General features: G+C 68.5%; 23 protein-coding genes. 19 read left to right on the top strand and 4 right to left on the bottom strand.

Going from position 1 to position 23,259, the window contains the following annotated elements; translation table 11 throughout:
• Positions 1-3: 3 nt before the first annotated feature.
• Genes IQ782_RS03165 through IQ782_RS03150 form a run of 4 tightly spaced genes read left to right on the top strand, consistent with a single transcriptional unit; the run spans position 4 to position 4,497 of the window.
• Positions 4-1,851, top strand: a complete 1,848-nt coding sequence (locus IQ782_RS03165) for a peptidyl-prolyl cis-trans isomerase (RefSeq protein ID WP_194133132.1) — start codon at positions 4-6, stop codon at positions 1,849-1,851.
• 4 nt (positions 1,852-1,855) lie between these two features.
• Positions 1,856-3,370, top strand: coding sequence for an anthranilate synthase component I (trpE, locus tag IQ782_RS03160; RefSeq protein WP_194133131.1), 1,515 nt, complete (start codon positions 1,856-1,858; stop codon positions 3,368-3,370).
• Positions 3,363-3,845 (top strand): GNAT family N-acetyltransferase, encoded by a 483-nt coding sequence (locus IQ782_RS03155; protein ID WP_194133130.1) that lies wholly within the window; start codon positions 3,363-3,365, stop codon positions 3,843-3,845. Before trpE ends, IQ782_RS03155 begins: the two co-directional genes overlap by 8 nt.
• A gap of 58 nt (positions 3,846-3,903) precedes the next feature.
• On the top strand, positions 3,904-4,497 hold the full coding sequence (locus tag IQ782_RS03150) for a 2-hydroxychromene-2-carboxylate isomerase (RefSeq protein ID WP_194133129.1): 594 nt from the start codon (positions 3,904-3,906) through the stop codon (positions 4,495-4,497).
• 28 nt (positions 4,498-4,525) lie between these two features.
• Here the strand turns inward: IQ782_RS03150 and IQ782_RS03145 are convergent, their stop codons facing one another.
• Positions 4,526-5,026, bottom strand: a complete 501-nt coding sequence (locus IQ782_RS03145) for a superoxide dismutase family protein (protein ID WP_194133128.1) — start codon at positions 5,024-5,026, stop codon at positions 4,526-4,528.
• A 223-nt stretch (positions 5,027-5,249) separates the two neighbouring features.
• Between IQ782_RS03145 and IQ782_RS03140 the strand changes: the two genes are divergently transcribed.
• The 3 genes from IQ782_RS03140 (at position 5,250) to IQ782_RS03130 (ending at position 7,729) form a co-directional block, all read left to right on the top strand.
• Entirely contained in the window at positions 5,250-6,323 is a 1,074-nt protein-coding gene (locus IQ782_RS03140) for a site-2 protease family protein (protein ID WP_194133127.1), read from the top strand.
• Between the two features lie 117 nt (positions 6,324-6,440).
• The gene (bmt, locus tag IQ782_RS03135; protein ID WP_194133126.1) at positions 6,441-7,454 is read left to right on the top strand and encodes a betaine--homocysteine S-methyltransferase; all 1,014 of its coding nucleotides are present in this window, start codon (positions 6,441-6,443) and stop codon (positions 7,452-7,454) included.
• A gap of 44 nt (positions 7,455-7,498) precedes the next feature.
• Positions 7,499-7,729, top strand: a complete 231-nt coding sequence (locus tag IQ782_RS03130; RefSeq protein ID WP_194133125.1) for an N-(5'-phosphoribosyl)anthranilate isomerase — start codon at positions 7,499-7,501, stop codon at positions 7,727-7,729.
• A 52-nt stretch (positions 7,730-7,781) separates the two neighbouring features.
• On the opposite strand, the gene IQ782_RS03125 is transcribed toward IQ782_RS03130, so the two are convergent.
• Complete coding sequence (locus IQ782_RS03125; protein ID WP_420832620.1) at positions 7,782-8,885, bottom strand: PA0069 family radical SAM protein; 1,104 nt, start codon at positions 8,883-8,885, stop codon at positions 7,782-7,784.
• 121 nt (positions 8,886-9,006) lie between these two features.
• On the opposite strand from IQ782_RS03125, the gene IQ782_RS03120 reads away from it, so the two are divergent.
• The 3 genes from IQ782_RS03120 (at position 9,007) to IQ782_RS03110 (ending at position 10,762) form a co-directional block, all read left to right on the top strand.
• A complete protein-coding gene (locus tag IQ782_RS03120) occupies positions 9,007-9,717 on the top strand; it encodes a corrinoid protein (protein ID WP_194133124.1) in 711 nt (236 codons plus the stop codon).
• Between the two features lie 144 nt (positions 9,718-9,861).
• On the top strand, positions 9,862-10,035 hold the full coding sequence (locus tag IQ782_RS03115) for a hypothetical protein (protein ID WP_194133123.1): 174 nt from the start codon (positions 9,862-9,864) through the stop codon (positions 10,033-10,035).
• A 130-nt stretch (positions 10,036-10,165) separates the two neighbouring features.
• Positions 10,166-10,762, top strand: a complete 597-nt coding sequence (locus IQ782_RS03110) for a DUF1638 domain-containing protein (protein ID WP_338092537.1) — start codon at positions 10,166-10,168, stop codon at positions 10,760-10,762.
• 24 nt (positions 10,763-10,786) lie between these two features.
• On the opposite strand, the gene IQ782_RS03105 is transcribed toward IQ782_RS03110, so the two are convergent.
• Complete coding sequence (locus IQ782_RS03105; protein WP_194133121.1) at positions 10,787-12,466, bottom strand: divergent polysaccharide deacetylase family protein; 1,680 nt, start codon at positions 12,464-12,466, stop codon at positions 10,787-10,789.
• A 174-nt stretch (positions 12,467-12,640) separates the two neighbouring features.
• On the opposite strand from IQ782_RS03105, the gene IQ782_RS03100 reads away from it, so the two are divergent.
• The 7 genes from IQ782_RS03100 to lexA all read left to right on the top strand — a co-directional run bounded on the left by IQ782_RS03100 (position 12,641) and on the right by lexA (position 18,230).
• On the top strand, positions 12,641-13,222 hold the full coding sequence (locus IQ782_RS03100; RefSeq protein WP_194133120.1) for an anthranilate synthase component II: 582 nt from the start codon (positions 12,641-12,643) through the stop codon (positions 13,220-13,222).
• A complete protein-coding gene (gene trpD, locus IQ782_RS03095; RefSeq protein ID WP_194133119.1) occupies positions 13,219-14,241 on the top strand; it encodes an anthranilate phosphoribosyltransferase in 1,023 nt (340 codons plus the stop codon). Before IQ782_RS03100 ends, trpD begins: the two co-directional genes overlap by 4 nt.
• A complete protein-coding gene (locus IQ782_RS03090) occupies positions 14,238-14,891 on the top strand; it encodes a uracil-DNA glycosylase (RefSeq protein WP_194133118.1) in 654 nt (217 codons plus the stop codon). Before trpD ends, IQ782_RS03090 begins: the two co-directional genes overlap by 4 nt.
• Before the next feature lie 32 nt (positions 14,892-14,923).
• A complete protein-coding gene (trpC, locus tag IQ782_RS03085) occupies positions 14,924-15,727 on the top strand; it encodes an indole-3-glycerol phosphate synthase TrpC (RefSeq protein WP_194133117.1) in 804 nt (267 codons plus the stop codon).
• Complete coding sequence (moaC, locus tag IQ782_RS03080) at positions 15,724-16,200, top strand: cyclic pyranopterin monophosphate synthase MoaC (protein ID WP_194133116.1); 477 nt, start codon at positions 15,724-15,726, stop codon at positions 16,198-16,200. Before trpC ends, moaC begins: the two co-directional genes overlap by 4 nt.
• The gene (locus IQ782_RS03075; protein ID WP_194133115.1) at positions 16,197-17,363 is read left to right on the top strand and encodes a molybdopterin molybdotransferase MoeA; all 1,167 of its coding nucleotides are present in this window, start codon (positions 16,197-16,199) and stop codon (positions 17,361-17,363) included. The genes moaC and IQ782_RS03075 overlap by 4 nt, the downstream gene beginning before the upstream one ends.
• A gap of 168 nt (positions 17,364-17,531) precedes the next feature.
• Positions 17,532-18,230 (top strand): transcriptional repressor LexA, encoded by a 699-nt coding sequence (gene lexA / locus IQ782_RS03070; protein ID WP_194133114.1) that lies wholly within the window; start codon positions 17,532-17,534, stop codon positions 18,228-18,230.
• Here lexA and IQ782_RS03065 read toward each other — a convergent pair.
• Positions 18,224-20,296, bottom strand: a complete 2,073-nt coding sequence (locus IQ782_RS03065) for a ComEC/Rec2 family competence protein (protein ID WP_194133113.1) — start codon at positions 20,294-20,296, stop codon at positions 18,224-18,226. The two genes, lexA and IQ782_RS03065, sit on opposite strands and share 7 nt — an antisense overlap.
• A gap of 78 nt (positions 20,297-20,374) precedes the next feature.
• On the opposite strand from IQ782_RS03065, the gene gltX reads away from it, so the two are divergent.
• Complete coding sequence (gene gltX, locus IQ782_RS03060; RefSeq protein ID WP_194133112.1) at positions 20,375-21,805, top strand: glutamate--tRNA ligase; 1,431 nt, start codon at positions 20,375-20,377, stop codon at positions 21,803-21,805.
• A gap of 109 nt (positions 21,806-21,914) precedes the next feature.
• Positions 21,915-23,210: a citrate synthase gene (gltA, locus tag IQ782_RS03055; RefSeq protein ID WP_194133111.1), complete on the top strand. Its 1,296-nt coding sequence runs from the start codon at positions 21,915-21,917 to the stop codon at positions 23,208-23,210.
• The last annotated feature ends 49 nt before the right edge of the window (positions 23,211-23,259 follow it).

The following is a 23,259-nucleotide window of genomic DNA, read 5'->3' as shown; positions in this document are numbered from 1 at the left end:
CGCATGGCACGCGGCAAGAGCAGCATCGGCAAGACTCTCGTATGGGGTCTTCTGATCCTCGTGGTGTTGGGCTTCGGCGCCTTCGGCACGGTGAACTTCACCGGCGGGCTGCGGGGCATCGGCTCCGTCGGCGACACCGAGATCTCGGTGAACGACTATTCCCGCGCGCTGCAGAACGAGATGCGCGCCTTCGAGGCGCAGACCGGCCAGCCAATGACGCTGGAGCAGGCGCAGCAGTTCGGGCTCGACCGCCAGGTGCTGGCGCAGGTTGTGACCAATGCCGCGCTCGACGACGAAGCCAGCCGCATCGGGCTGTCGGTCGGCGACGACCAGGTGGCCGAGGCGCTCGGGGAGGTTGCCGCCTTCCACGGGCCGGACGGCAAGTTCAGCCGCGAGAGCTACGCCTACGCGCTCCGCAATGCCGGGCTGACCGAGGCCGAGTTCGAAGCCGGCCTGCGCAGCGAAAGCGCCCGTAACCTGCTGAACTCCGCGATCTATTCCGGCACCGCCCTGCCCGACACCTACGTCGATACGCTGCTTGGATGGGCCGGCGAGACCCGCGATTTTTCCTGGGCGCGGCTCGAGGCGGACGCGCTTGAAACCGGGCTTCCGGTTCCCGGCGATGACGAGCTTCAGGCCTGGTACGATGACAACGTGGATCGGTTCACGCTGCCCGAAACGAAGCTCATCACCTATGCCTGGATCACCCCCGACATGATCGTCGACAGCGTCGAGCTGGACGAGGCCACGCTGCGCGCCGCCTACGAGGAGCGCAGCGCCGAGTTCAACCTGCCCGAGCGCCGGCTGGTCGAGCGTCTGGTCTTCGGCAACGAGGCCGAGGCACAGGCGGCGATGGACCGCATCGCGTCCGGCGAGATCACCTTCGAGGCGCTGGTCGAGGAGCGCGGGCTGCAACTGGCCGACACCGACCTCGGCGACATGACCAGGCAGGCTCTCGGCGAGGCAGGTGACGGCGTCTTCGCGATCGACACGGGTGAGGTGGCCGGTCCGCTTCCGTCGAACCTCGGCCCGGCGCTCTACCGCGTGAACGCCATCCTGCACGCGCAGGAGACCCCCTATGAGCAGGCGGTGCCGATGATGCGCGACGAGCTGGCGCTGGACCGCGCCCGCCGCGTGATCGAGGGCATGGCCCAGAGCCTCGACGACGAACTCGCCGGCGGCGCGACGCTGGAAGAACTGGCGAATGACACCGAGATGGAACTGGGCACGATCGCCTGGAACGCGCAAAGCGACGAGACGATCGCGGGCTACGATGCCTTCCGCGAGGCCGCTGAAGCGGTTTCCGAGGACGACTACCCGGCGATTTCGGATCTGGGTGACGGCGGCGTCTTCGCGATCCGCCTCGACGAGATCCGCCCGCCCGCGCCGCGCCCCTTCGACGAGGTGAAGGATGAGGTTGCCGCCGGCTGGGACAAGGACAAGACCACCGAACTGCTTGTCGCCCAGGCGGACGATCTGGCGCAGCAGCTGGCACAGGGCGCGAGTTTTGCCGACCTCGGCCTTGAGCCCAACGCCGAGCAGACGCTGACCCGCGACGCGCAGATCTCGGACCTGCCCTCTGGCCTGCTGGATGCCGCCTTCGAGATGAAGCCGGGCGACGCCCGCGCGGTGTCCGGCGACGGTGCCGCGCTGATCCTGCGGCTTGACGCGGTGACGCCGGTGGATCGCGACAGCGACGCCTCGAAGCAGCTCGAGGGCCTGCTGAAGGACCGGGCCGCAGGCAGCGTGGCGCAGGACCTCTTCCGCGCCTTCGTCACCGACATTCAGGAGCGCGCCGGGGTCAATATCGACCAGCAGGCGGTGAATGCCGTCCACACCAATTTCCGGTAAGACCATGGCATCTTTGACCCCCTCCTACGACGAGTTCGCCCGCGCCTACGAGGCGGGCGAGAACCAGGTCGTCTACACTAGGCTCGCCGCCGACCTCGACACGCCGGTGTCGCTGATGCTCAAGCTGACGGGGGCGGCCAAGGACGCCTTCATGCTCGAGTCGGTCACCGGCGGAGAGGTGCGCGGGCGCTACTCGATCATCGGCATGAAGCCGGATCTGATCTGGAAGTGCCACGGCAAGCAGGCCCGTCTGAACCGCCAGGCGCGCTTCGATCCCGACGCCTTCGAGGAGGAGACCCTCGATCCGCTCGCCTCGCTGCGCGCGCTGATCGCCGAGAGCAAGATCGCGCTGCCCGAGGACCTGCCGCAGGCCGCGGCGGGTCTCTTCGGCTATCTCGGCTACGACATGATCCGGCTGGTCGAGCGCCTGCCCAACGTGAACCCCGATCCGCTCGGCCTGCCCGACGCGGTGATGCTGCGACCCTCGGTGGTCGCGGTGCTCGACGGGGTGAAGGGCGAGGTGACGGTGGTGGCCCCTGCCTGGGTGCAGTCGGGCCAGTCGGCCCGCGCCGCCTATGCGCAGGCCGCCGAGCGGGTGATGGACGCGGTGCGCGATCTCGAGCGTGCCCTGCCGCAGGCGGGCCGCGAGCTCGGCGAGGCGCGCGAGATCGGCGAGCCGGTGTCGAACTTCACCCGCGAGAGCTACAAGGCCGCGGTCGAGAAGGCCAAGGACTACATCCGCGCGGGCGACATCTTCCAGGTGGTGCCGGCGCAGCGCTGGACGCAGGATTTCCCGCTGCCGCCCTTCTCGCTCTACCGCAGCTTGCGGCGCACCAACCCGTCGCCTTTCATGTTCTATTTCAACTTCGGCGGCTTCCAGGTGATCGGCGCATCGCCCGAGATCCTCGTGCGGGTCTTCGGCCGCGAGGTCACCATCCGCCCGATCGCCGGCACCCGCCCGCGCGGCGCGACCCCCGAGGAAGACCGGGCGCTCGAGGCCGACCTGCTGGCGGACAAGAAGGAACTGGCCGAGCACCTGATGCTGCTGGATCTGGGCCGCAACGACACCGGCAAGGTCTCGAAGATCGGCACCGTGCGGCCGACCGAGCAGTTCACCATCGAGCGCTACAGCCACGTCATGCACATCGTGTCGAACGTGGTGGGTGAGCTGGCCGAGGATCAGGACGCGCTGTCGGCCTTCTTCGCCGGGATGCCCGCGGGCACCGTCTCTGGCGCGCCCAAGGTGCGCGCGATGGAGATCATCGACGAACTCGAGCCCGAGAAGCGCGGCGTCTACGCCGGTGGTGTCGGCTACTTCAGCGCCGGCGGCGACATGGACATGTGCATCGCCCTGCGCACCGCCATCGTGAAGGACGAGAAGCTCTACATCCAGGCGGGCGGCGGCGTGGTCTACGACAGCGACCCCGAGGCCGAGTACATGGAGACCGTCCACAAGTCGAACGCCATTCGGCGCGCGGCGGCGGACGCGGCGCGCTTCACCGGATCGGGCAATGCCTGATCCGGCCGCGGCAACCATCCGCGCGGCCAACCGCGCCGATGTGCCGGGCCTGTCTGCAATGCTGCAAGATCTCGTCGCCGCCGGAAAGCGCACACGCCCGGCGGACGAGGCCTTCGTTCTGGCGACCTATGTCGCGCATCCGAACGGGATCAGCTGCTTCGTCGCCGAGGCCGCGGACGGGCAGCTTCTGGGCCTGCAGGCCCTGTCGCGCGCCATGGCGGGCAATCCCTACGGCACCCCCGAGGGATGGGGCATCATCGGCACCCACGTCGCTCCGGCGGCCGCCCGGCGCGGGATCGGCAAGGGTCTCTTCGCCGCCACCCGCGCGGCGGCAGGCGCCGCCGACCTGCCCGCGATCGAAGCCTGTATCGGCGCCTCCAATGCCGAGGGTCAAGGCTACTATGCGGCGATGGGCTTCCGCAGCTGGCGCAGTCCCGAGGGCAGCGTCTGCAAGCGCTACGATCTGGGCGACTGACGTCACGGGCGATTTCGCGGCCCGGATCTGCTAGTCTGCCCGCAGAGGGGGGCAGCGCATGGCCATGATCGATTTCTGGTACTCCATCGGCAGCACCTACAGCTACCTCACGGTGATGCGTCTGCCCGACGTGGCACGGGCCGAGGGCATCGAGTTCCGCTGGCGTCCATTCAACGTGCGCCATGTCATGGTCAGTCAGAACAACATCCCCTTCAGGGACAAGCCGGTGAAGACCGCCTACATGTGGCGCGACATCGCACGGCGGGCCGAGGGGTACGGGCTCGCCCCGATCCTGCCCGCTCCCTATCCCATCGCAGGGCTGGTATTCGCCAACGAGGTCGCGGTGTTGGGCATGCGGGAGGGCTGGGGCATCGACTACACCCGCGCCACCTATCGGCGCTGGTTCGAGAAGGGCGAAGCGGCAGGCGAAGAGCCGAACCTGTCCGAGAGCCTTCGCGAGGTCGGTCAGGACCCAGAGCGGGTGATGGAACGCGCGGGCTCCGAAGAGATCGTCCACGCGCTTGCCAGCGCCACCGCCGATGCGATGACGCTGGGGGTCTTCGGCTCGCCCACCTTCGCGATCGGCCGCGAGCTGTTCTGGGGCGACGACCGGCTCGCCGACGCCATCGCCTGGGCGCGGCGCAAGCGCTGAGCGCCCGCGCCCGCCTCAACATGCCGCATCACTGGGCTTCGAACACACCGCAGGCAAGGCGGCTGCCGGCATCCCCCGAGGGCTGGCTCTCGTAGTCGTCCGGACCGGAATGCACGATGAAGGCCGAACCGTCCTCGTCGAGCAGCATCTCGGCGACGTCGAGGTCGGGCAGGAACGCCTCGACCTCCAAGGCGCCGTCCGGCGCGACATGCGCGTTGGGCAGGTCGCCCGGATGCGGCCCGTTCTCGGCCATCACCCCATGCTCGGCATCCCCCGCGAGATGCCCGCCGGCCGAGGTGAAATCGCTCGCCGAGCAGTCGCCGGTCTCATGGATGTGAATGCCGTGCGCCCCTTCCGGCAGACCCTGCAGCTTGGCGGTGACATGCGCCATGCCCGAAGGCGTGTCGGTGACGGTGACGCTGCCGATGTCGCTGCCATCGGTGCCCGAAAGCTGGGCCGTGGCGGTGGCTGCCAGCGCCGGTGCCGCGGCAAGCCCGAGCAAAGCGGTGGCGAGAGCGAATGTTTTCATGATGTCCTCCTGTCGGATAAGGTCCGCATCGCGGCGCGGGTCCTCCGCGCCCTTCCTTGCCCTCACAACGTCCGGCCGCCGCCGGAGTTGCGCCGCCCGGCAGAAAAGACCCGCCGCGCGCCAATCTGCCGCCGAGGCGTCGCCCGCCCGGCGCAGGGAAAAGTTTATTTCTTTCCGAAAGCGCTTCACAGTCGGGATAATTTCGCCGGCAAGGAGTCGCCTCATGCATTGGTCCTTTCCCATCGGTCGCCTCTTCGGCTCCGAGCTCCGCATCCACGCGACCTTCTTCCTGCTTCTGCTCTGGATCGGGGTGGCGGCCTGGTCGGCGGGTGGCATGGCGGCGGCGGTGCAGAACGTGCTCTTCATCCTCGCGCTCTTCGCCTGCGTCGTGGCGCATGAGTTCGGCCACGCGTTGACCGCCCGGCGTTTCGGCATCCGCACGCCCGACATCACCCTGCTGCCGATCGGCGGGCTGGCGCGGCTCGAGCGGATGCCCGAGAAGCCGCAGCAGGAGATCGCCGTGGCCATTGCCGGACCGCTGGTCAACGTGGCGATCTGGCTGGTGCTGGTGCTGCTCGGCGCGACGTCCGACATGGGTGCGCTGGCGCGTCTCGGTGCGGGCACCGGCGCGTTCCTCAGCCAGCTGGCCTCGATCAATCTGGCACTGGCGCTGTTCAACATGATCCCGGCCTTCCCGATGGACGGCGGACGGGTGCTGCGCGCGCTTCTGGCCCTGCGCACCGACCGGGTGAGCGCCACGCGCGCCGCGGCGGTCACCGGGCAGATCCTCGCCTTCGGCCTGGCGTTCTGGGGCCTCAGCTCCGGCAACTTCATCCTGATCCTGATCGCCATCTTCGTGTTCTTTGCCGGCCAGGCCGAGAGCCAGGACGTCTCGTCGCGGGCCGTTGCCCATGACCTCCTGGCGCGGGATGCGATGATCACCAGCTTCGAGGCGCTGCGCCCCGAGGACCCGCTGTCAACCGCCGGCCAGACCCTGATCCGCACCACGCAGCACGAATTCCCGGTGCTCGCGCCCGACGGCCGGCTGGCTGGGTTCCTGACCCGCGACGCGCTGTTCAGGGGCATCGCCGAGCAACATGGCACGCAACCGGTCTCGGGCTTCATGACAGAGGTGCCGCAGCTGCCGCTGGCCGCGCCGCTGCAATCGGTGCTCGATGCGCTGGCCGAGGCGCCGGTGGTGGCGGTGATCGATGCCCAGGACCGGGTGCTGGGCTACGTCACCCGAGAGAACGTCGGCGAGCTGATGGTGCTGCGCGGCCCCGGCATGACCGGCTGACCACGGGCTTTGCCCGCGGCGCATCAGCGGACCGCCGCTGCCGCTGCGCGAGGGATTGCGGCGCCGCACCGGATGTGGAATTCCCCGCTCGGGGGAGAAATTTTCAAGAGGCATTTCATGACCGACGCGCTTTCCAACCTGCTGGCCGAGCGGGACTGGCTGCTCGCCGATGGCGCCACCGGCACCACGCTTTTCAACATGGGGCTGTCCGCCGGCGAGGCTCCGGAGCTCTGGAACGAGTCCCAGCCGGAGCGCATCCGCGCGCTCCATAGGGGCGCGGTGGACGCCGGGTCCGATATCTTCCTGACCAATTCCTTCGGCGCCAATGCGGCGCGGCTGAAGTTGCATGGCGCCGCGGATCGCGCCCGCGCGCTGTCCCGCCGGGCCGCCGAGCTCGGGCGCGAGGTGGCCGATGGCGCGGGGCGTCCGGTCGTCGTCGCGGGTTCGGTCGGACCGACGGGCGAGATCCTCGCCCCCATCGGCCCCCTTGCCCATGCGCTTGCGGTCGAGATTTTCGAGGAAACGGCGACCGGCCTCAAGGAAGGCGGCGCGGATGTGCTCTGGCTCGAGACCATCTCGGCCCCCGAGGAGTTCCGCGCCGCCGCCGAGGCTTTTGCCAACGTCGCCATGCCCTGGTGCGGCACGATGAGCTTCGACACCGCCGGGCGCACCATGATGGGGGTCACCAGCGCCGACCTGGGCCGGCTGGTCGAAACCCTGCCCAACCCGCCGCGCGCCTTCGGGGCCAATTGCGGCACCGGCGCCTCTGACCTGCTGCGCTCGGTGCTCGGCTTTGCCGCCAGCGGCACCGAGCGGCCGATCATCGCCAAGGGCAACGCCGGGATCCCGCGCTACGAGGCCCGGCAGATCCGCTACGACGGCACCCCGGCGCTGATGGCAGACTACGCGGTCATGGCGCGCGATGCCGGGGCACGGATCATCGGCGGCTGCTGCGGCACCACGCCCGAGCACCTGCGCGCCATGCGCGCCGCGTTGGAAAGCCGTCCGGCCGGCCCCCGGCCGACGCTCGAGCGGATTGCCGGAACGCTGGGAGCGTTCAGCTCGGAGCGTGACGGGCTCGGCGAGGATGGCCCGGCGCGGCTGCGGCGCGGCGGGCGGCGACGGGGTTGAAGGACTTCACCGCGCGTTAACCATGGCAGCGGCAGGTTTCGGAGATGACCGAGCTGCCGCTTCCGATTCGACCCGACATCTGGCTTGCCCATGTTTTCCTGAGCCGCGCGGCCGCGCAGGGCGGCGTGGTGCGCCGCCGGACCCGCGACATCGAGCGGATCGTCGGGCGAGAGAGGTTCCTCGCGGAACTCGAGCGGCGCGGCTTCCGCGCGGTGGAGAACGCCGGGCAGACGATCATCTTCTGCAATCGGGACCCTGTTCGGATTGTTCGGTGAGCAACTTCCTTCGAAGGAAGTTGCAAATCTCTTTGAAGAGATTTGCCGCATCTCAGAACAGTGACAGCTGGTCGCCCGCCCGCGCCGGCGCGCGGAAAAGGTCGCTGCGCAGGGCCGGCTGTTCCGCATCCAGCCCGAGCCGCCGCACCGCCTTGTCGAAGCGCTGCGCGATGAGCTGCGCATAGCTGCCCTCGCCGCGCATCCGCCTGTGCCACTGGGCCGAGTAGTCCTGCCCGCCGTGCATCTCGCGCAGCCGCGCCATGACGCGCGCGGCGCGGCCGGGGTAGTGCTCTTCGAGCCAGGCCCGCCAGAGCGGCGCGACCTCGAGCGGGAGCCGCAGCATGATCCAGCTGGCCGAGCAGGCACCCGCCGCGGCCCCGGCCTCGAGGATCTTCTCCAGTTCAGGGTCGGTGAGCGCGGGCACCATCGGCGAGGCCATGACCCGCACCGGGATGCCCGCGGCGCTGAGCTGGCGGATCGTCTGCAGGCGCCGCGCCGGGGACGGCACGCGCGGCTCCATCCGGCGCGCCAGATCGGCGTCGAGCGTGGTGACCGAGATCCCCACCCGCACCAGCCCCGCGGCCGCCATCTGCGACAGGATGTCGATGTCGCGTTCGATCAGCGTGCCCTTGGTGACGATGGCCACCGGATGGCGGAAGTCGCGCAGCACCTCGAGGCAGGCACGCATGATCCCCCGGTCCCTCTCGATCGGCTGATAGGGATCGGTGTTGGTGCCGATGGCCAGTGGCGCGGGCAGGTAGCGCTTGGCGCGCAGCTCGCGCGCCAGCACCTCGGGCGCGTCGGGCCGGGCGATCAGCCTGGTCTCGAAATCGAGCCCCGGCGACAGCCCGAGGTAGGCGTGGGTCGGCCGGGCGAAGCAGTAGATGCAACCGTGCTCGCAGCCGCGGTAGGGGTTGATCGTCCGGTCAAAGGGCAGATCCGGCGAGCGCACGTAGTTGATCAGGCTGCGCGGACGTTCCTCGCTGACCTCGGTGCGCAGCGGCGGCAGCTCCTCGGGGATCTCCCAGCCGTCATGCGCATCCTCATAGGCAAGCCGCTCGAACCGCCCGCTGTCGCGGGAGGCGGCACCGCGTCCCTTGCGGCGCTCTTTGTCGATGAAGCGGGATGCGGCGCACATGCGGAAGATATGGAACATACCGCGAACATACGCAAGCCCCCGCGCCCCGCGCGTCGCCTCCGGCCCCGGCCATGTCGCAATCGGCCATGTGCCGAAGGCCAGCGGGGCGCAGGCTGGAGACAGCGCAACGGAGGTGGCTATGGCCGAGGACAACCCCGAAGACGAGATCATCCTGTCCGAGCTTGATGACGCGGAACTGGTCGAGCAGATGTTCGACGACCTCTACGACGGGATGAAGGAGGAGATCGAGGAAGGCGTTCGGATCCTGCTCGACCGCGGCTGGCCCCCCTACCGGGTGCTCACCGAGGCGCTGGTCGGCGGCATGAAGATCGTCGGCGAGGATTTCCGCGATGGCATCCTCTTCGTGCCGGAGGTGCTGCTGGCGGCGGGTGCGATGAAGGGCGGCATGGCGATCCTCAAGCCGCTGCTGGCCGAAACCGGGGCACCGACCATCGGCAAGATGGTGATCGGCACGGTGAAAGGCGACATCCACGACATCGGCAAGAACCTCGTGTCGATGATGATGGAGGGCGCGGGCTTCGAGGTGATCGACCTTGGCATCAACAACGCGGTAGAGGCCTATCTCGCGGCGATGGAAGCGGAAAAGCCCGATATCCTCGGCATGTCGGCGCTGCTCACCACCACGATGCCCTACATGAAGGTGGTGATCGACACGATGGTCGCGCAGGGGCTGCGCGACGATACCATCGTGCTGGTCGGCGGCGCCCCCCTCAACGAAGATTTCGGCCGGGCGATCGGCGCCGACGCCTATTGCCGGGATGCCGCGGTGGCCGTCGAGACCGCCAAGGCGCTGATCGCGCGGCGTCACAACCGCGCCGCGGCGGGATGACCGCTCGGCATCCGCGCCCGAAAGCGGCGCGACACCGGCGGAAAATTGCGGGGCTTTCCAGTGGCAAGCAGAGCGCAACGAGGATTTGTCTTTGCTTTCTGGGAGCCTGCGCCCTATCTTTCAGAGAAGGGAAAGGAGACCCCGATGCCGGTGACCACTCTTGTTGCTCTCTTGATCGCGGTGCTTGCCTCCGCTGGTTTCACAGTCTGGGCGTTCTTCGCATGGGGCGCCAGCAAGGTCATTCCGCTGCTGCTCGGCGTCGCGCTGCTGGTCCGCTGGGGCATGGCCTCGGTGCCGGCGGATGACACCCGCGCCTGATCAGAGCAGAGCATTCGCACCTTCCGAAAACGGGTCTGCACCGCACGGCGGCCTTCGGCCTGATCACCGCCAGCCAAATCACGCGCGAGCCGCGCCCCCTGATCGCATCCTGCTCATCGCCTGCGGCGCATTGGCACGCGAGGTGCTTGCGCTGCGCTCGCAGCGGGGCCTCGATCACGTAGGCCTGATCTGCCTGCCTGCCAAGCTGCACAACTCCCCCGAGCGCATTCCAGGCGCGGTGCGTGCCACGGTCGCGCGACACCGCGGGCACTACGCACAGATCAAACTGCTCTACGCCGATTGCGGCACCGGCGGCGCGCTCGCCGCCCTGTGCGAGGAGCTTGGCCTCGAGATGCTTCCCGGCGCGCATTGCTACGCCGTGTACGACGGGGTTGCACGCTTCGCCGCGCGCGCCGAGATGCGCAGCTTCTTCCTCACCGATTTCCTCGTGCGGCAGTTCGACGCCTTCGTCTGGCGACCGCTCGGGCTCGACCGGCATCCCGAGCTGCGGGATGCCTATTTCGGGAACTACCGAACATTGGTGCACCTGGCGCAGGTCGATGCGCCGGAGACCGCCGCCTTGGCCGAGAGCCATGCCGCGCGGCTGGGTCTCGCCTTCGAGCGGCGGCTCACCGGATATGGCGATCTTGGGGTGTCACTCGATGGCTGGGCAAGGCCCGATGGGCCGCGCTCCGCGCGGTCCTTGGGGGCTTCGCCGCCGCGATAGCCTGCTGCGGGTGACAAGCTCTGGTCAGTTCTCCGGGGATTGCCGCAGCAGCAGTGCCGAGACCGGGACCAGCGCCACGCTGGTCGCGCGGTCCTGAAGCCCCCAGAGCAGCAGCGCCGAGACCGTGTCGGCCCGCAGCCGGCCGAGCATGACGACGTTTTCCTCCTGCCGCGCCTTGAAGGCGGCCTGATCGAGGAAGCGCCGCATGACGCGCGGGTCCTGCCCGTTGCCGTCGAAATCGCGGAAGATCGTGAGGCTTGGCACACCGGCCCGGCGGGCCAGCGCCTCGGCGGTGTTGAGCCCATTGGGCATCAGCACCAGGCCGTGCCCCGAGGCCGCGAGAAAGCCCGCGGCCTGCTCGGAAATCTCGCGGTTGTGCTGCAGCGCCAGATCCGCGCTCTCGAGCACGGCAACCGCTTCGGGAACGCTGTGCAGCGCGCCTTCGAGCGCGACCTCCGCATCGGCGGGCGTGGCATTCTGGGGCAGATCGGCCAGCGCCAGCACCTCGAACCCGCGCGCGCGGTAGCCGGCGGCGGCGGCGGCGGGATCGGGATGGTCAGGCGAGATGGCAAAGCTCACCGGGAAGGGGAAGGCCTCGACCGTTTCCGGTCCGAGCGGTCCCACGCCGTCATCGATCAGAACGATGGACATCGCCGGTGCATCCGCTGCGAGGTCCGAGGCGGCGCCATAGAGATGCAGCGGTCTCTGCTGGGGCGCGGGGCGGGTTGCGGGCGATTCCGTGATCGCCGGCAGGCGGCTTTCCGCGGCGGTTCCGACGCGCGGGGCGCTGGCGGCAGCGCCGCTGTCGGCGGGCTCGGTCTGTTCCGTAGAACGGTCGATCAGCGAGGTGGCGGGGCGGCCAATGCCGGGCGCGGCGGGCTGCGTTGCCTCGGCGGGGCGCTCGGGCGTCAGGACGGTGACCCGCGGCGCCGGCTCCTGTTGCGCGGGCTCGGGGGTGGCATCAGGCTTTTCGGGAATGTCCGAATTAGCCTCCTGGCCGGGGTCCTGCGGGGCGTCCTCGGGCTCGGCGGCAAGGCCGACGTCCTCGCTCGGCTGCGGCGGCTGTGCCGGATCGGTCGACAGCGCCGGCTGCGCCTCGGCCATCGGTGCCTGCGGCGGCAGCGCGGGCAGCCCCGGCTGCACCGGGGCGTCGCCGCCGACGGCAAGGCGCGCGACCTCGGAGGTGCCGGGCGCGTTGGGGGCGTCGGGCGCGGGAATGGCCTCGGGGCGCTGCAAGGGTCGCGTGTCCGGATCGCTGCCCTCGACCAGCGAGGGGGCTGACAGCGCCGGGCCGGCGCTGGCCGTGTCGACCTCCTGCTCGCCGGTCGGTCGGCGCGCGGGCAGCGGCGGCGGGGCGGTTTCGGCGACCTCGCGCTCGGGCGGCGGAGCGGTCGTTGCGCCGGGGACGGCATCTGCTGCGGTCTCGGCGACGCCCTCTTCTTCACGCTCCGCCGCGCTGACCGCTTCTGTCATCCGGGGCTCGCTGTCCGGCGCGGCACGCGTTGTCTCTGTGGCGGTGCCGGTCACCGGTGCGGCGCGATCGTTCAGGCTGTCCACCGCCTCGGCGACAGGATCGGTGGCGATGGGCATCTCGGGCGGTGCCGGGCGGTTGGCCGGCGGCCCCATGGCCACCGAAAGCGCCCCTGCCCCGACCCCGGAGACCACCAACCCCCAGATCGCCCCTGCCAAGAAACCGCGTGCCATGTCGCTGCCCGTCCTCTGTTGTCCCCCGGGTCCCGTTGCCGGACCCTTTGTCGCCGTGCTACGGCGCATGTGCCGGTCCCGATCAGAGTTCGGGACATGGCCTTGACGCTGCACCACCTGCGGGCGCATGTATACCCCCACCGCGGGTCCGCCCGCCAGCCTGAAGAGTCTACCATGCTGCTTCTCATCGACAATTACGACAGTTTCACCTGGAACCTCGTGCATTACGTGGGCGAGCTGGGCGTGGAGGCGAAGGTCGTGCGCAACGACCAGATCGACGTCCAGGCGGCGATGGCGATGAAGCCCGCCGGCATCCTGCTTTCGCCCGGCCCCTGCACACCGACCGAGGCGGGCATCTGCCTGGCGCTCACCGAGGCCGCCGCAGAGACGCGCACGCCGCTCTTCGGCGTCTGCCTCGGCCACCAGACCATCGGCCAGGCCTTCGGCGGTACGGTCAAGCGTCACGACGAGATCGTCCACGGCAAGATCGGTCTCATGCACCACGACGACACCGGCGTCTTCGCCGGGCTGCCGTCGCCCTTCGAGGCGACGCGCTACCACTCGCTGGTTGTCGCCCGCGACGACCTGCCCGAGGAGCTGATCGCCAACGCCTGGCTCGAAGATGGCACGATCATGGGGCTGCGCCACCGCGAGCTGCCGATCCACGGCGTGCAGTTCCACCCCGAGAGCATCGCCTCGCAGCACGGCCATGCCCTCATCGAGAATTTCCTGAAGACCATGAAAGTCCCTGCATGAGCGATCGACTGAAGCCGCTGATCGGCGCCGCCTGTACCCGTCCGCTGAGCCGGGAGGAGGCCGAGACCGCCTTCGAGATCCTCTTCGAGGGAGAAGCCACTCCGGCGCAGATCGGCGGCCTGCTGATGAGCCTGCGCACCCGCGGCGAGACGGTCGAGGAATATGCCGCCGCCGCCGCTGTGATGCGCGCGAAATGCAACAAGGTGATCGCCCCCGCGGGCGCCATCGACATCGTCGGCACCGGCGGTGACGGCAAGGGCACGCTGAACATCTCGACCGCCACCGCCTTTGTCGTCGCAGGCGCGGGTGTCACCGTGGCCAAGCACGGCAACCGCAACCTGTCGTCGAAGTCGGGCTCTGCCGATGCGCTCGGCCAAATGGGCATCAACGTGATGCTGCCCGCCTCGGCGATCGCGCCGATCCTGAACGAGGTTGGCATCTGCTTCATGATGGCGACCATGCACCACCCGGCGATGAAGCACGTCGGCCCGCCGCGGATGGAACTGGGCACGCGCACGATCTTCAACATCCTCGGGCCGATGACCAACCCCGCGGGCGTCAAGCGCCAACTGACCGGGGCGTTTTCGCGCGACCTGATCCGGCCGATGGCCGAGACGCTGGGCCAACTCGGGTCCGAACGCGCCTGGCTGGTGCATGGCTCGGACGGCACCGACGAGCTGGCGATCTCGGGCGTGAGCTGGGTCGCGGCGCTGGAAGAGGACGGCTCCATCCGCGAGGTCGAACTGCACCCCGAGGATGCGGGTCTTCCCGAACACCCGTTCGAAGAGATTGTCGGCGGCGATCCGGCAGAGAACGCCGCCGCCATGCGCGCGCTGCTGGACGGGGCGCAGAATGCCTATCGCGACGCGGTGCTGCTGAACTCCGCCGCCGCTCTGGTGGTTGCGGGCAAGGCCGCCGACCTGCAGGAAGGCGTCGCCATGGCGCGCGAGAGCATCGACAGCGGCGCGGCCAAGGGTAAGGTCGAGGCGCTCGCCAAGGCCAGCCAAGCCGCCGCATGAGCCTGCCTGCCAGCTGGGGCCACCTGCCCTTTTTCACCGAAGATTTCCCCCGCATCGCCACCGCGCTTGCGGAGGAAACCCGGCAAATCCTGCCGCCCGAGCCGCAGCGTTTCGCCGCGCTCGATGCCTGCGCGCCGGGCGATGTGCGCGTGGTGATCCTCGGGCAGGATCCCTACCCGACCCCCGGCCACGCCCATGGGCTGTCCTTTTCGGTAGACCCCGAAGTACGGCCCCTGCCGCGCTCGCTGACCAATATCTACAAGGAGTTGCAGGAAGAGTTCGGGTCCGTGCCGCCGAACGGCGACCTGCGCTTCTGGGCCCGTCAGGGCGTGCTGCTGCTCAACACCGCGCTCTCGGTTCCTGCGGGCAATGCGGGCGCCCACGCCAAGCTTGGCTGGTCGAAGCTCACCGCGCAGGTGCTGGAGGCGCTCTCGGACCAGCCGCGCGCCTTCATCCTCTGGGGCGGGCACGCGCAGAAATTCGCGCCGCACATCCATGGCGACGCTCACCTGATCCTGACCTCGGCCCACCCCTCGCCGCTCTCGGCGCGGCGCGGCTTTTTCGGATCGCGCCCCTTTTCCCGCGTCAACGACTGGCTTAAAGCCAGAGGGGAGACGCCGATCAACTGGACCACGCCCGGCGCGGCCTGACGGACCGGCGCAAGAACGATACGGAGCCCGCCATGACCCAGACGATCCTCGACAAGATCAAGGCCTACAAGCTCGAAGAGGTCGCCGCCGACAAGGCCGCGAAACCGATGAGCGAGGTCGAGGCCGAGGCGCGCGACGCAGGCCCTGTGCGCCCCTTCGCGCAGGCGCTTTTCGATGCGGCCAAAACCGGGTACGGGCTGATCTCGGAAGTGAAGAAGGCCTCGCCCTCCAAGGGCCTGATCCGCGAAGACTTCCATCCCGCGACGCTGGCACAGGCCTATGAACGCGGCGGCGCGACCTGCCTCTCGGTGCTGACCGACACGCCCTCGTTCCAGGGCGCCAAGGGCTTCCTGACCGAGGCGCGCTCGGCCACGAACATGCCCGCGCTGCGCAAGGATTTCATGTACGACCCCTACCAGGTCGCCGAGGCCCGCGCGCTTGGCGGCGACTGCATCCTGATCATCATGGCCTCGGTCTCCGACACGCTGGCCGCCGAGCTGGAAGATGCCGCCTTCCACTGGGGCATGGACGCGCTGATCGAGGTCCATGACGCCGAGGAGCTGGAGCGCGCGCTCAAGCTGAAATCGCCGCTGATCGGGGTCAACAACCGCAACCTCAAGACCTTCGAGACCTCGCTCGGCACCACGCGCGAGCTGTCGAAGGGCGTGCCCGAAGGGCGTTTCCTGATCTCCGAGTCCGGGCTCAACACGCCTGCCGATCTCGCGGACATGGCGCAATACGGTGCCCGCGCCTTCCTCATCGGCGAGAGCCTGATGCGGCAGGAAAACGTCGAGGCCGCGACACGCACGCTCCTTGCCGACCCGGTTCCGGCATGAGCGGCCTCACCCATTTCGATGCCAAGGGCGATGCCCATATGGTCGACGTTTCGGATAAACCCGTAACGTCCCGCATCGCCACGGCAGGCGCATGGATCCGCATGGAACAGGCGACCTTCGATCTGATCACCGAGGGCAAGGCGAAAAAGGGCGATGTCATCGGCGTGGCGCGGCTTGCGGGGATCATGGGCGCCAAGAAGACCTCCGATCTGATCCCGCTCTGCCACCCGCTGCCGATCACCAAGGTCACCGTCGAGATCACCCCCGATGCGTCCCTGCCCGGCCTGCAGATCGAGGCCACGGTCAAGACCACCGGTCAGACCGGCGTCGAGATGGAGGCGCTGACCGCCGCCTCGACCGCCGCGCTGACCGTCTATGACATGGTGAAAGCCGTGGACCGCGCGATGGAAATCGGCGGCTTGCGCGTGCTGCTGAAGGACGGCGGCAAATCGGGACGCTACGAGGCCAGATGATCCCGGTTTCCGAAGCGCTCGACCATCTTTTCACCCTCGCCCGCCCGCTGGAGATCGAGGAAGTGCCGCTGCGCGAAGCCGGAGGTCGCGTGCTTGCCCGCCCGGTCGCCGCGCGCCGCGACCAGCCGCCGTTCGCCGCCTCGGCAATGGACGGCTACGGCGTCGCCGAAGCCGCGCCGGGCCTCTGCTTCACGGTGATCGGCGAAGCCGCCGCGGGCCGGGCGTTCCCCGGCAGCATCGGTCCGGGTGAAGCGGTGCGCATCTTCACCGGCGCCCCGGTGCCAGATGGGGTGAAAACCGTTGTTATTCAAGAAGATGTCGCGCGCGATGGTGACGTGATCACCATCACCGATCGACTTGGCGACGGGGACAACATCCGCCCCTTTGGCAACGATTTCCGGGCCGGGATGACCATGGATGCGCCGCGCCTGCTCGGCCCGCAGGACATCGCGCTGCTGGCCTCGATGAACATCGCCCGCGTGCCGGTCACCCGCCGTCCGCAGGTGGCGCTGATCTCCACCGGCGACGAGCTGGTGATGCCCGGCGAAGAGCCCGGCCCCGACCAGATCATCGCCTCGAATACCTTCGGCCTCTACGCGCTGATGCAGGAACTCGGCGCCATGCCGCGGCTGCTGCCCATCGCGCGCGACAACGAGGCCTCGCTGCGCACGGTTTTCGGCATGGTCGGCGATGCCGATCTCGTCGTCACCATTGGCGGCGCCTCGGTCGGAGATCATGACCTCGTGGCTCCGGTTGCCCAGAGCATGGGCCTCGAGCGGGCCTTCCACAAGGTTGCCATGCGCCCCGGCAAACCCTTGATGTCAGGTCGATTTGGCAATGCGATGATGGTTGGCCTGCCGGGCAACCCGGTCTCGGCGATGGTCTGCGGCCACGTGTTCCTTGCGCCCGTGATCCGCGCCATGCTCGGCCTCGGCGCGCGCCCGGCACCGCGCGAGACGCGACCGCTTGCCGCGCCGGTCCCGCAGAACGGACCGCGCGAGCACTATATGCGCGGCAAGCTGACGCCCGAGGGTGTCATGGTGTTCGACCGCCAGGACAGCGCCCTGCTGAGCGTGCTTGGCGCGGCGGATGTGCTGGCCGTGCGCCCCCCGCATGATCCCGCCCGCGCCCTGGGTGAACCCATCGACGTCCTGCGTCTCTGACGCGGTTTCGGCATATCCCGAAATCCAAGCTCCCTGCAGGAAGCGCTTGGAAGACCGCAAGAATTAACACAGCTTTAATCTTGTGTTAATGATTGCAGGGATTGACACAAAACGGGAACATGGCTAGAACAAAGTCGAACATCTCTTAGGAAAACCGGGACAAGGCGCATGCTGACCAAGAAACAGCTCGATCTGCTGGACTTCATCAACAAGCGTTTGGCGCGCGATGGCGTCCCGCCCAGTTTCGACGAGATGAAGGACGCGCTCGACCTGCGGTCGAAGTCCGGCATCCACCGCTTGATCACCGCGCTTGAAGAGCGCGGCTTCATCCGGCGCCTTGCCCATCGCGCCCGCGCGATCGAGATCGTCAAGCTGCCCGACAGCCTCGCTGGCCGGCCGAACGGCTTCGTGCCGCAGGTGATCCAGGGGGACCGTGGCGCCGCGCCGAAACCCCCGGCCAATGACGCGCTGGAGGCAGTCGGCGCGATGGAGCTGCCGCTGATGGGTCGCATCGCCGCCGGCGTTCCGATCGAATCCATCTCCGACATCCCCCCGAATGTCGCGGTGCCTTCCTCGATGCTCTCCAGCAGCGGCCGGCATTACGCGCTCGAGGTGAAGGGCGACTCGATGATCGACGCCGGCATCAACGACGGCGACGTGGTGATCATTCGCGAAACCAGCTCGGCCGAGAACGGGCAGATCGTCGTGGCCCAGGTCGAAGGCTACGAGTCGACCCTCAAGCGCTTCCGCCGCAAGGGCAGCAGCATCGTGCTCGAGGCCGCCAACCCTGCGTATGAGCCGCGGGTTCTGCCCTCTGGGTCAGTCTCGGTGCAGGGCCGCCTCGTCGGGTTGATCCGCTCTTACTGAGACCGCCGGGCGCCGCGCTCCCAGAGCCGCGGCGTGCTGCTTCGCGCGGTCTGGATTGCCAATCCGCCGGGTCCGTGCCGAAGGGCCACGGCCCCGGTTTCTTCCAGCCGCTCCGGATCGAAGACCAGGCAGTCGCGCGTTCCTTGCAAGACCGCGCTCGAGACGACGATGTCGGCCCCGTCACAGCCTTCCAGTGCGGCAGCCTGGCGCTCGCCTGTGACATGCAGCACCTCGGTGCCCGCGGCCAGGGCACGGCGCTGCGAGCCCAGGGACGCAGGCCAGAGCGCCGCCGCCTCCGCTTGGCTGCCGGCCTGACCGTCATTCTCGAGCCATATCTTGGCGGCAAAACCTTCCCCGGTCGGGCGTGACAGCGCGCGGCCCTTGTCGGTCATCACCCCGACCAGGGCACCGCTTTCGGCGATCAGCAGCGCCGGTCGCTCGCCAAGCGCCCAAAGACCGACCCCGAGGCAGATCGGCGCGAGCCCGGCCCAGCGACCGCGCCCCTGCCAGAGCAGCAGCAGAAGCCCGCCCAGTGAGAGCGACGGCAAGACGCCCGGGCCTGGCGCGACAATCTGGCCGACCGCGCCGTCCCAGCTTGAGATCGTCCGCGCGATGGCGAGTATCCAGCGCAGGCCCTGGCCCATCAGCTGCAGCGCGACCCCGTCCAGTCCGAACGGCAGCAGAATCGCGGCGAGCACCGCCATGGGCACCGCGACCAGCCCCATTGCCGGCACGGCCAGGAGGTTGGCCAACAGGCCGTACCGCGAGACGAGGTTGAAATGGGCAAGGGAAAACGGCGCGGTCGCGACCGAGGCCACAGCCGAGGACAGCACCAGCGCCAGCACCGGGCGCGCCCATGGGGGGATCGGCAGCGCGCCGCGCATCGCTCCGAAGACACAGACCAGCGCGGTGGTTGCGGCAAAGGACATCTGGAAACCGGGACCGAGCAGCGCCTCCGGCCGGAGCCCCAGGACGACCATCGCCGCAAGCGCCACCGCCCGCAGCGAGAGCGCACGCAGGTTGACCAGGATCGCGCCGAGCATCACCGCGACCATGATGAAGGCGCGCTGCGTCGCGACATTGCCGCCCGAGAGCGCCAGGTATCCCGTTGCCGCGGCCAGCGCCGCCAGCGCTGCGATCTTCTTGCCGGAGCCGAGGTGGCGGCTCTGCGGCGGAATCAGCAGCAGCAGCCGGACCGAGCCGAAGACGAATCCGGTGAGCAGGCCCATGTGCAGACCGGAGATGGCCAGGAGGTGCGCGAGGTTCGTGCGTCGCAGCGCCTCGATCGTCGCCTGCCCCATGCCGCTGCGGTCACCGGTCATCAATGCCGCGGCGAAGGCACCGATCTCGCCGGGCAGCTGCCGCTGGACGTGACCGGAAAGTGCCATGCGCGCGCGCAGCACCCATTGACCGCCCTTTGGCTGGGCTGCCAGCACCACCGGTGCGCGGCTGTAGCCCACCGCGCCGATGCGGTCGAACCAGGCGTGGCGACGAAAGTCGAAACCGCCCGGCTCGACGGGTCCTCCGGGCGGCAAGAGCCGGCCGGTCAGCGCCACCCTCTGGCCCGGCGCCGGCACCAGCGCCCGCGCCTGGAGTTGCGGATCGCCGTGCAACGAGACGCGCAGGCGCGCCGGGGTCGCCGCGGCCGGAACCCCGGCCAGCACCACCGTGTCGAGCGTCAGCCTAAGCGCATCCGAAGCGGACCGGTCGACGCCGACCACGCGCCCCTCGATCGCGCCATAATACGGCAACGGCAGCTGCGGCGCGGCAACCAGATGCGCCCGTCCGCCCGCGAGGCCCAGTCCGAGCAGCACAAGCCCGACCGCGATGCAGAGCAGCGCTGGCAGGTCCGGGAGCCGCGGCGCAATGAGCATGAGCAGCGCCGCGCCGATGCCGCACGCGAGCAGCCAGGTCGGTGCTGGCTCAAGCGGCAGGGCAAAGTAGACGCCGATCCCCAGCCCGAGGAAAACCGGTGCCCAGGGAAAGAGATGCCCCCGCTGTGCATGCAGCGCGGTCCTGGCCCGCCGCCCCGCGCCGATCGGCAGCAAGGTCAGCAACCGGCCCATGCTTGCCCCCGTCCCCCGTGCTGTTTAAGGAACCTGCAAAACCCTAGGCCCACCACGGTTACCGCGAGGTTAATTCCCATGACGAGCCCCTCCCCGAACACCCCGGCGGTCGTTACCCGTTTCGCCCCGTCCCCCACCGGCTATCTGCACATCGGCGGCGCCCGCACCGCCCTGTTCAACTGGCTCTACGCCCGCGGCCGCGGCGGCAAGTTCCTGCTGCGTATCGAGGACACCGACCGTGCCCGCTCGACCCCCGAAGCGACCGCGGCCATCCTCAAGGGGCTCGACTGGCTCGGGCTCGACCATGACGGCGAGGTGATCAGCCAGTTCGAACGCGCGCCGCGCCACGCCGAGGTGGCGCACGCGCTGCTTGCCAAGGGCGCGGCCTACAAGTGCTTCGCCTCGCAAGAGGAAATCGAGGCATTTCGGGAAAAGGCGAAAGAGGAAGGCCGCTCGACGCTGTTCCGCAGCCCGTGGCGCGACGCCGATCCGGCGACCCATCCCGACGCGCCTTTCGTGATCCGCCTGCGCACGCCCGAAGAGGGCGAAACGCTGATCGAGGATGAGGTTCAGGGCACGGTGCGGATCCGCAACGACCAGCTCGACGACATGATCCTGCTGCGCTCGGACGGCACGCCGGTCTACATGCTGGCGGTTGTGGTCGACGACCATGACATGGGCGTCACCCATGTAATCCGCGGTGACGACCACCTGAACAACGCCGCGCGCCAGATGGGCATCTACACCGCCATGGGCTGGCCGCTCCCGGTCTATGCGCACATCCCGCTGATCCACGGGCCGGACGGCAAGAAGCTCAGCAAGCGCCACGGCGCGCTCGGCGTCGACGAGTACCAGAAGCTCGGCTACCCTTCGGCGGGCATGCGCAACTATCTTGCGCGCCTTGGCTGGAGCCATGGTGATGACGAGTTCTTTACCGATGCGCAGGCAAAAGAGTGGTTCGACCTGTCAGGAATCGGGAAATCGCCGGCACGGCTCGATTTCAAGAAGCTGGAAAATGTCTGCGGTCAGCACATCGCCGTCGGGGACGATGCCGCACTGCTGCAAGAAATCGAGGCATATCTCGAGGCCTCGGGCCAACCGGCCCTCAGCGAGGCACAAAAATCCGGGATGACGCGGGGTATGTACTGTTTGAAAGACCGCTCCAAGACATTCCCTGAACTTCTTGAAAAAGCACACTTTATCTTGGCAGAAACGCCCCTGGTCCCGGACGAGAAGGCGGCCAAGAACCTCGATGCAGTATCCCGTGGTATACTGGCCTCGTTGACGCCGCAGTTGCAAAGTGCTAGCTGGTCGCGAGAAGAACTCGAGGGGGTAACGGCGCGTTTCGCCGAGGAACAGAACACCAAATTCGGTAAGCTGGCCGGGCCGCTGCGTGCGGCTCTTGCAGGCCGCTCCGTGACCCCAAGCGTGTTCGACATGATGCTGGTGCTCGGCAAGGAGGAAAGCCTTCTCCGGCTTGAGCAGGCAGCGGCTTCCGAGGCGGCGTGACGGGTCCCATGTGACGGGCCCACCCGACCCCGCCACGGGCCATGTGTGACACTACCGACCGGGCGCGCCCGACGCGCCTGGCCTTATCCAGATGAAGGGACAAGCAAGCATGGCTGACACAGCGAAAAGCGCGAAACTGACCATCGGCGAGCAAACCTACGACCTGCCGATCTATTCGCCCACCGTGGGGCCCGATGTGCTCGACATCCGCAAGCTCTACGGCCAGGCCGGGGTGTTCACCTACGATCCGGGCTTCACCTCCACCGCCAGCTGCGACAGCACCATCACCTTCATCGACGGTGACGAAGGCATCCTGCTGCACCGCGGCTATCCGATCGACCAGCTGGCGTCGAAGTCGCACTATCTCGAAGTCTGCTACCTGCTGATGTACGGCGAGCTGCCGACCGCGGCGGAGCTCGAGGAGTTCGAGAACACGATCACCCGTCACACGATGATCCATGAGCAGATGCACAACTTCTTCCGCGGCTTCCGCCGCGACGCGCATCCCATGGCAACCATGGTGGGTGTGGTCGGCGCCATGTCGGCCTTCTACCACGACAGCACCGACATCTCGGACCCGCGCCAGCGCGAGATCGCCTCGCACCGGCTGATCGCCAAGATGCCGACGATCGCGGCGATGGCCTACAAGTACTCGATCGGCCAGCCCTTCGTGTACCCGCGCAACGATCTCGATTACGCGGCGAACTTCCTGCACATGTGCTTCTCGGTTCCCGCCGAGAAATACGAGGTGAACCCGATCCTGGCCCGCGCCATGGACCGCATCTTCACCCTGCACGCCGACCACGAGCAGAATGCCTCGACCTCGACCGTGCGTCTCGCCTCCTCCTCGGGCGCGAACCCGTTCGCCTGCATCGCGGCCGGCATCGCCTGCCTCTGGGGCCCGGCCCACGGCGGCGCCAACCAGGCCTGCCTCGAGATGCTCAAGGAAATCGGCTCGGTGGACCGCATCCCCGAGTTCATCGCCCGCGCCAAGGACAAGAACGATCCGTTCCGCCTGATGGGCTTCGGTCACCGCGTCTACAAGAACCGCGACCCGCGCGCGACGGTGATGAAGCAGTCCGCGGACGAGGTTCTGGACCTGCTCGGCGTCGAGAACAACCCGATCCTGCAGGTGGCGAAAGAGCTCGAGAAGCAGGCGCTGGAAGATCCGTATTTCATCGACAAGAAGCTTTTCCCGAACGTCGACTTCTACTCGGGCATCATCCTCGAGGCGATGGGCTTCCCGACCTCGATGTTCACCCCGATCTTCGCGCTGTCGCGCACCGTGGGCTGGGTCTCGCAGTGGAAAGAGCAGCTTGCCGATCCGCAGCACAAGATCGGCCGTCCGCGTCAGCTCTACCTCGGCTCGGCGCTGCGCGACTACACCGACATCGAAAGCCGCTGATCCGGGTTTCAGACGTACGAAAGGCCCCGCTTTGGCGGGGCCTTTTGCT

Origin of the sequence: Salipiger mangrovisoli, from assembly GCF_015223355.1 — a bacterium.
GTDB lineage: Bacteria > Pseudomonadota > Alphaproteobacteria > Rhodobacterales > Rhodobacteraceae > Salipiger > Salipiger mangrovisoli.
Note: the sequence above shows the minus strand (reverse complement) of the source record. Positions and strands in the feature narration are given on the sequence as shown.

Bases quoted from the DNA above. Each gene is read 5' to 3' on its own strand.
- trpE (WP_194133131.1), top strand. From the start codon at position 1,856: ATGGCATCTTTGACCCCCTCCTACGACGAGTTCGCCCGCGCCTACGAG.
- bmt (WP_194133126.1), top strand. From the start codon at position 6,441: ATGACCGACGCGCTTTCCAACCTGCTGGCCGAGCGGGACTGGCTGCTC.
- IQ782_RS03125 (WP_420832620.1), bottom strand. From the start codon at position 8,885: ATGTTCCATATCTTCCGCATGTGCGCCGCATCCCGCTTCATCGACAAA.
- gltX (WP_194133112.1), top strand. From the start codon at position 20,375: ATGACGAGCCCCTCCCCGAACACCCCGGCGGTCGTTACCCGTTTCGCC.
- IQ782_RS03105 (WP_194133121.1), bottom strand. From the start codon at position 12,466: ATGGCACGCGGTTTCTTGGCAGGGGCGATCTGGGGGTTGGTGGTCTCC.
- moaC (WP_194133116.1), top strand. From the start codon at position 15,724: ATGAGCGGCCTCACCCATTTCGATGCCAAGGGCGATGCCCATATGGTC.
- IQ782_RS03145 (WP_194133128.1), bottom strand. From the start codon at position 5,026: ATGAAAACATTCGCTCTCGCCACCGCTTTGCTCGGGCTTGCCGCGGCA.
- lexA (WP_194133114.1), top strand. From the start codon at position 17,532: ATGCTGACCAAGAAACAGCTCGATCTGCTGGACTTCATCAACAAGCGT.
- trpC (WP_194133117.1), top strand. From the start codon at position 14,924: ATGACCCAGACGATCCTCGACAAGATCAAGGCCTACAAGCTCGAAGAG.
- IQ782_RS03100 (WP_194133120.1), top strand. From the start codon at position 12,641: ATGCTGCTTCTCATCGACAATTACGACAGTTTCACCTGGAACCTCGTG.
- IQ782_RS03140 (WP_194133127.1), top strand. From the start codon at position 5,250: ATGCATTGGTCCTTTCCCATCGGTCGCCTCTTCGGCTCCGAGCTCCGC.
- IQ782_RS03150 (WP_194133129.1), top strand. From the start codon at position 3,904: ATGGCCATGATCGATTTCTGGTACTCCATCGGCAGCACCTACAGCTAC.
- gltA (WP_194133111.1), top strand. From the start codon at position 21,915: ATGGCTGACACAGCGAAAAGCGCGAAACTGACCATCGGCGAGCAAACC.
- trpD (WP_194133119.1), top strand. From the start codon at position 13,219: ATGAGCGATCGACTGAAGCCGCTGATCGGCGCCGCCTGTACCCGTCCG.
- IQ782_RS03115 (WP_194133123.1), top strand. From the start codon at position 9,862: ATGCCGGTGACCACTCTTGTTGCTCTCTTGATCGCGGTGCTTGCCTCC.
- IQ782_RS03130 (WP_194133125.1), top strand. From the start codon at position 7,499: ATGACCGAGCTGCCGCTTCCGATTCGACCCGACATCTGGCTTGCCCAT.
- IQ782_RS03075 (WP_194133115.1), top strand. From the start codon at position 16,197: ATGATCCCGGTTTCCGAAGCGCTCGACCATCTTTTCACCCTCGCCCGC.
- IQ782_RS03090 (WP_194133118.1), top strand. From the start codon at position 14,238: ATGAGCCTGCCTGCCAGCTGGGGCCACCTGCCCTTTTTCACCGAAGAT.
- IQ782_RS03165 (WP_194133132.1), top strand. From the start codon at position 4: ATGGCACGCGGCAAGAGCAGCATCGGCAAGACTCTCGTATGGGGTCTT.
- IQ782_RS03120 (WP_194133124.1), top strand. From the start codon at position 9,007: ATGGCCGAGGACAACCCCGAAGACGAGATCATCCTGTCCGAGCTTGAT.
- IQ782_RS03065 (WP_194133113.1), bottom strand. From the start codon at position 20,296: ATGGGCCGGTTGCTGACCTTGCTGCCGATCGGCGCGGGGCGGCGGGCC.
- IQ782_RS03155 (WP_194133130.1), top strand. From the start codon at position 3,363: ATGCCTGATCCGGCCGCGGCAACCATCCGCGCGGCCAACCGCGCCGAT.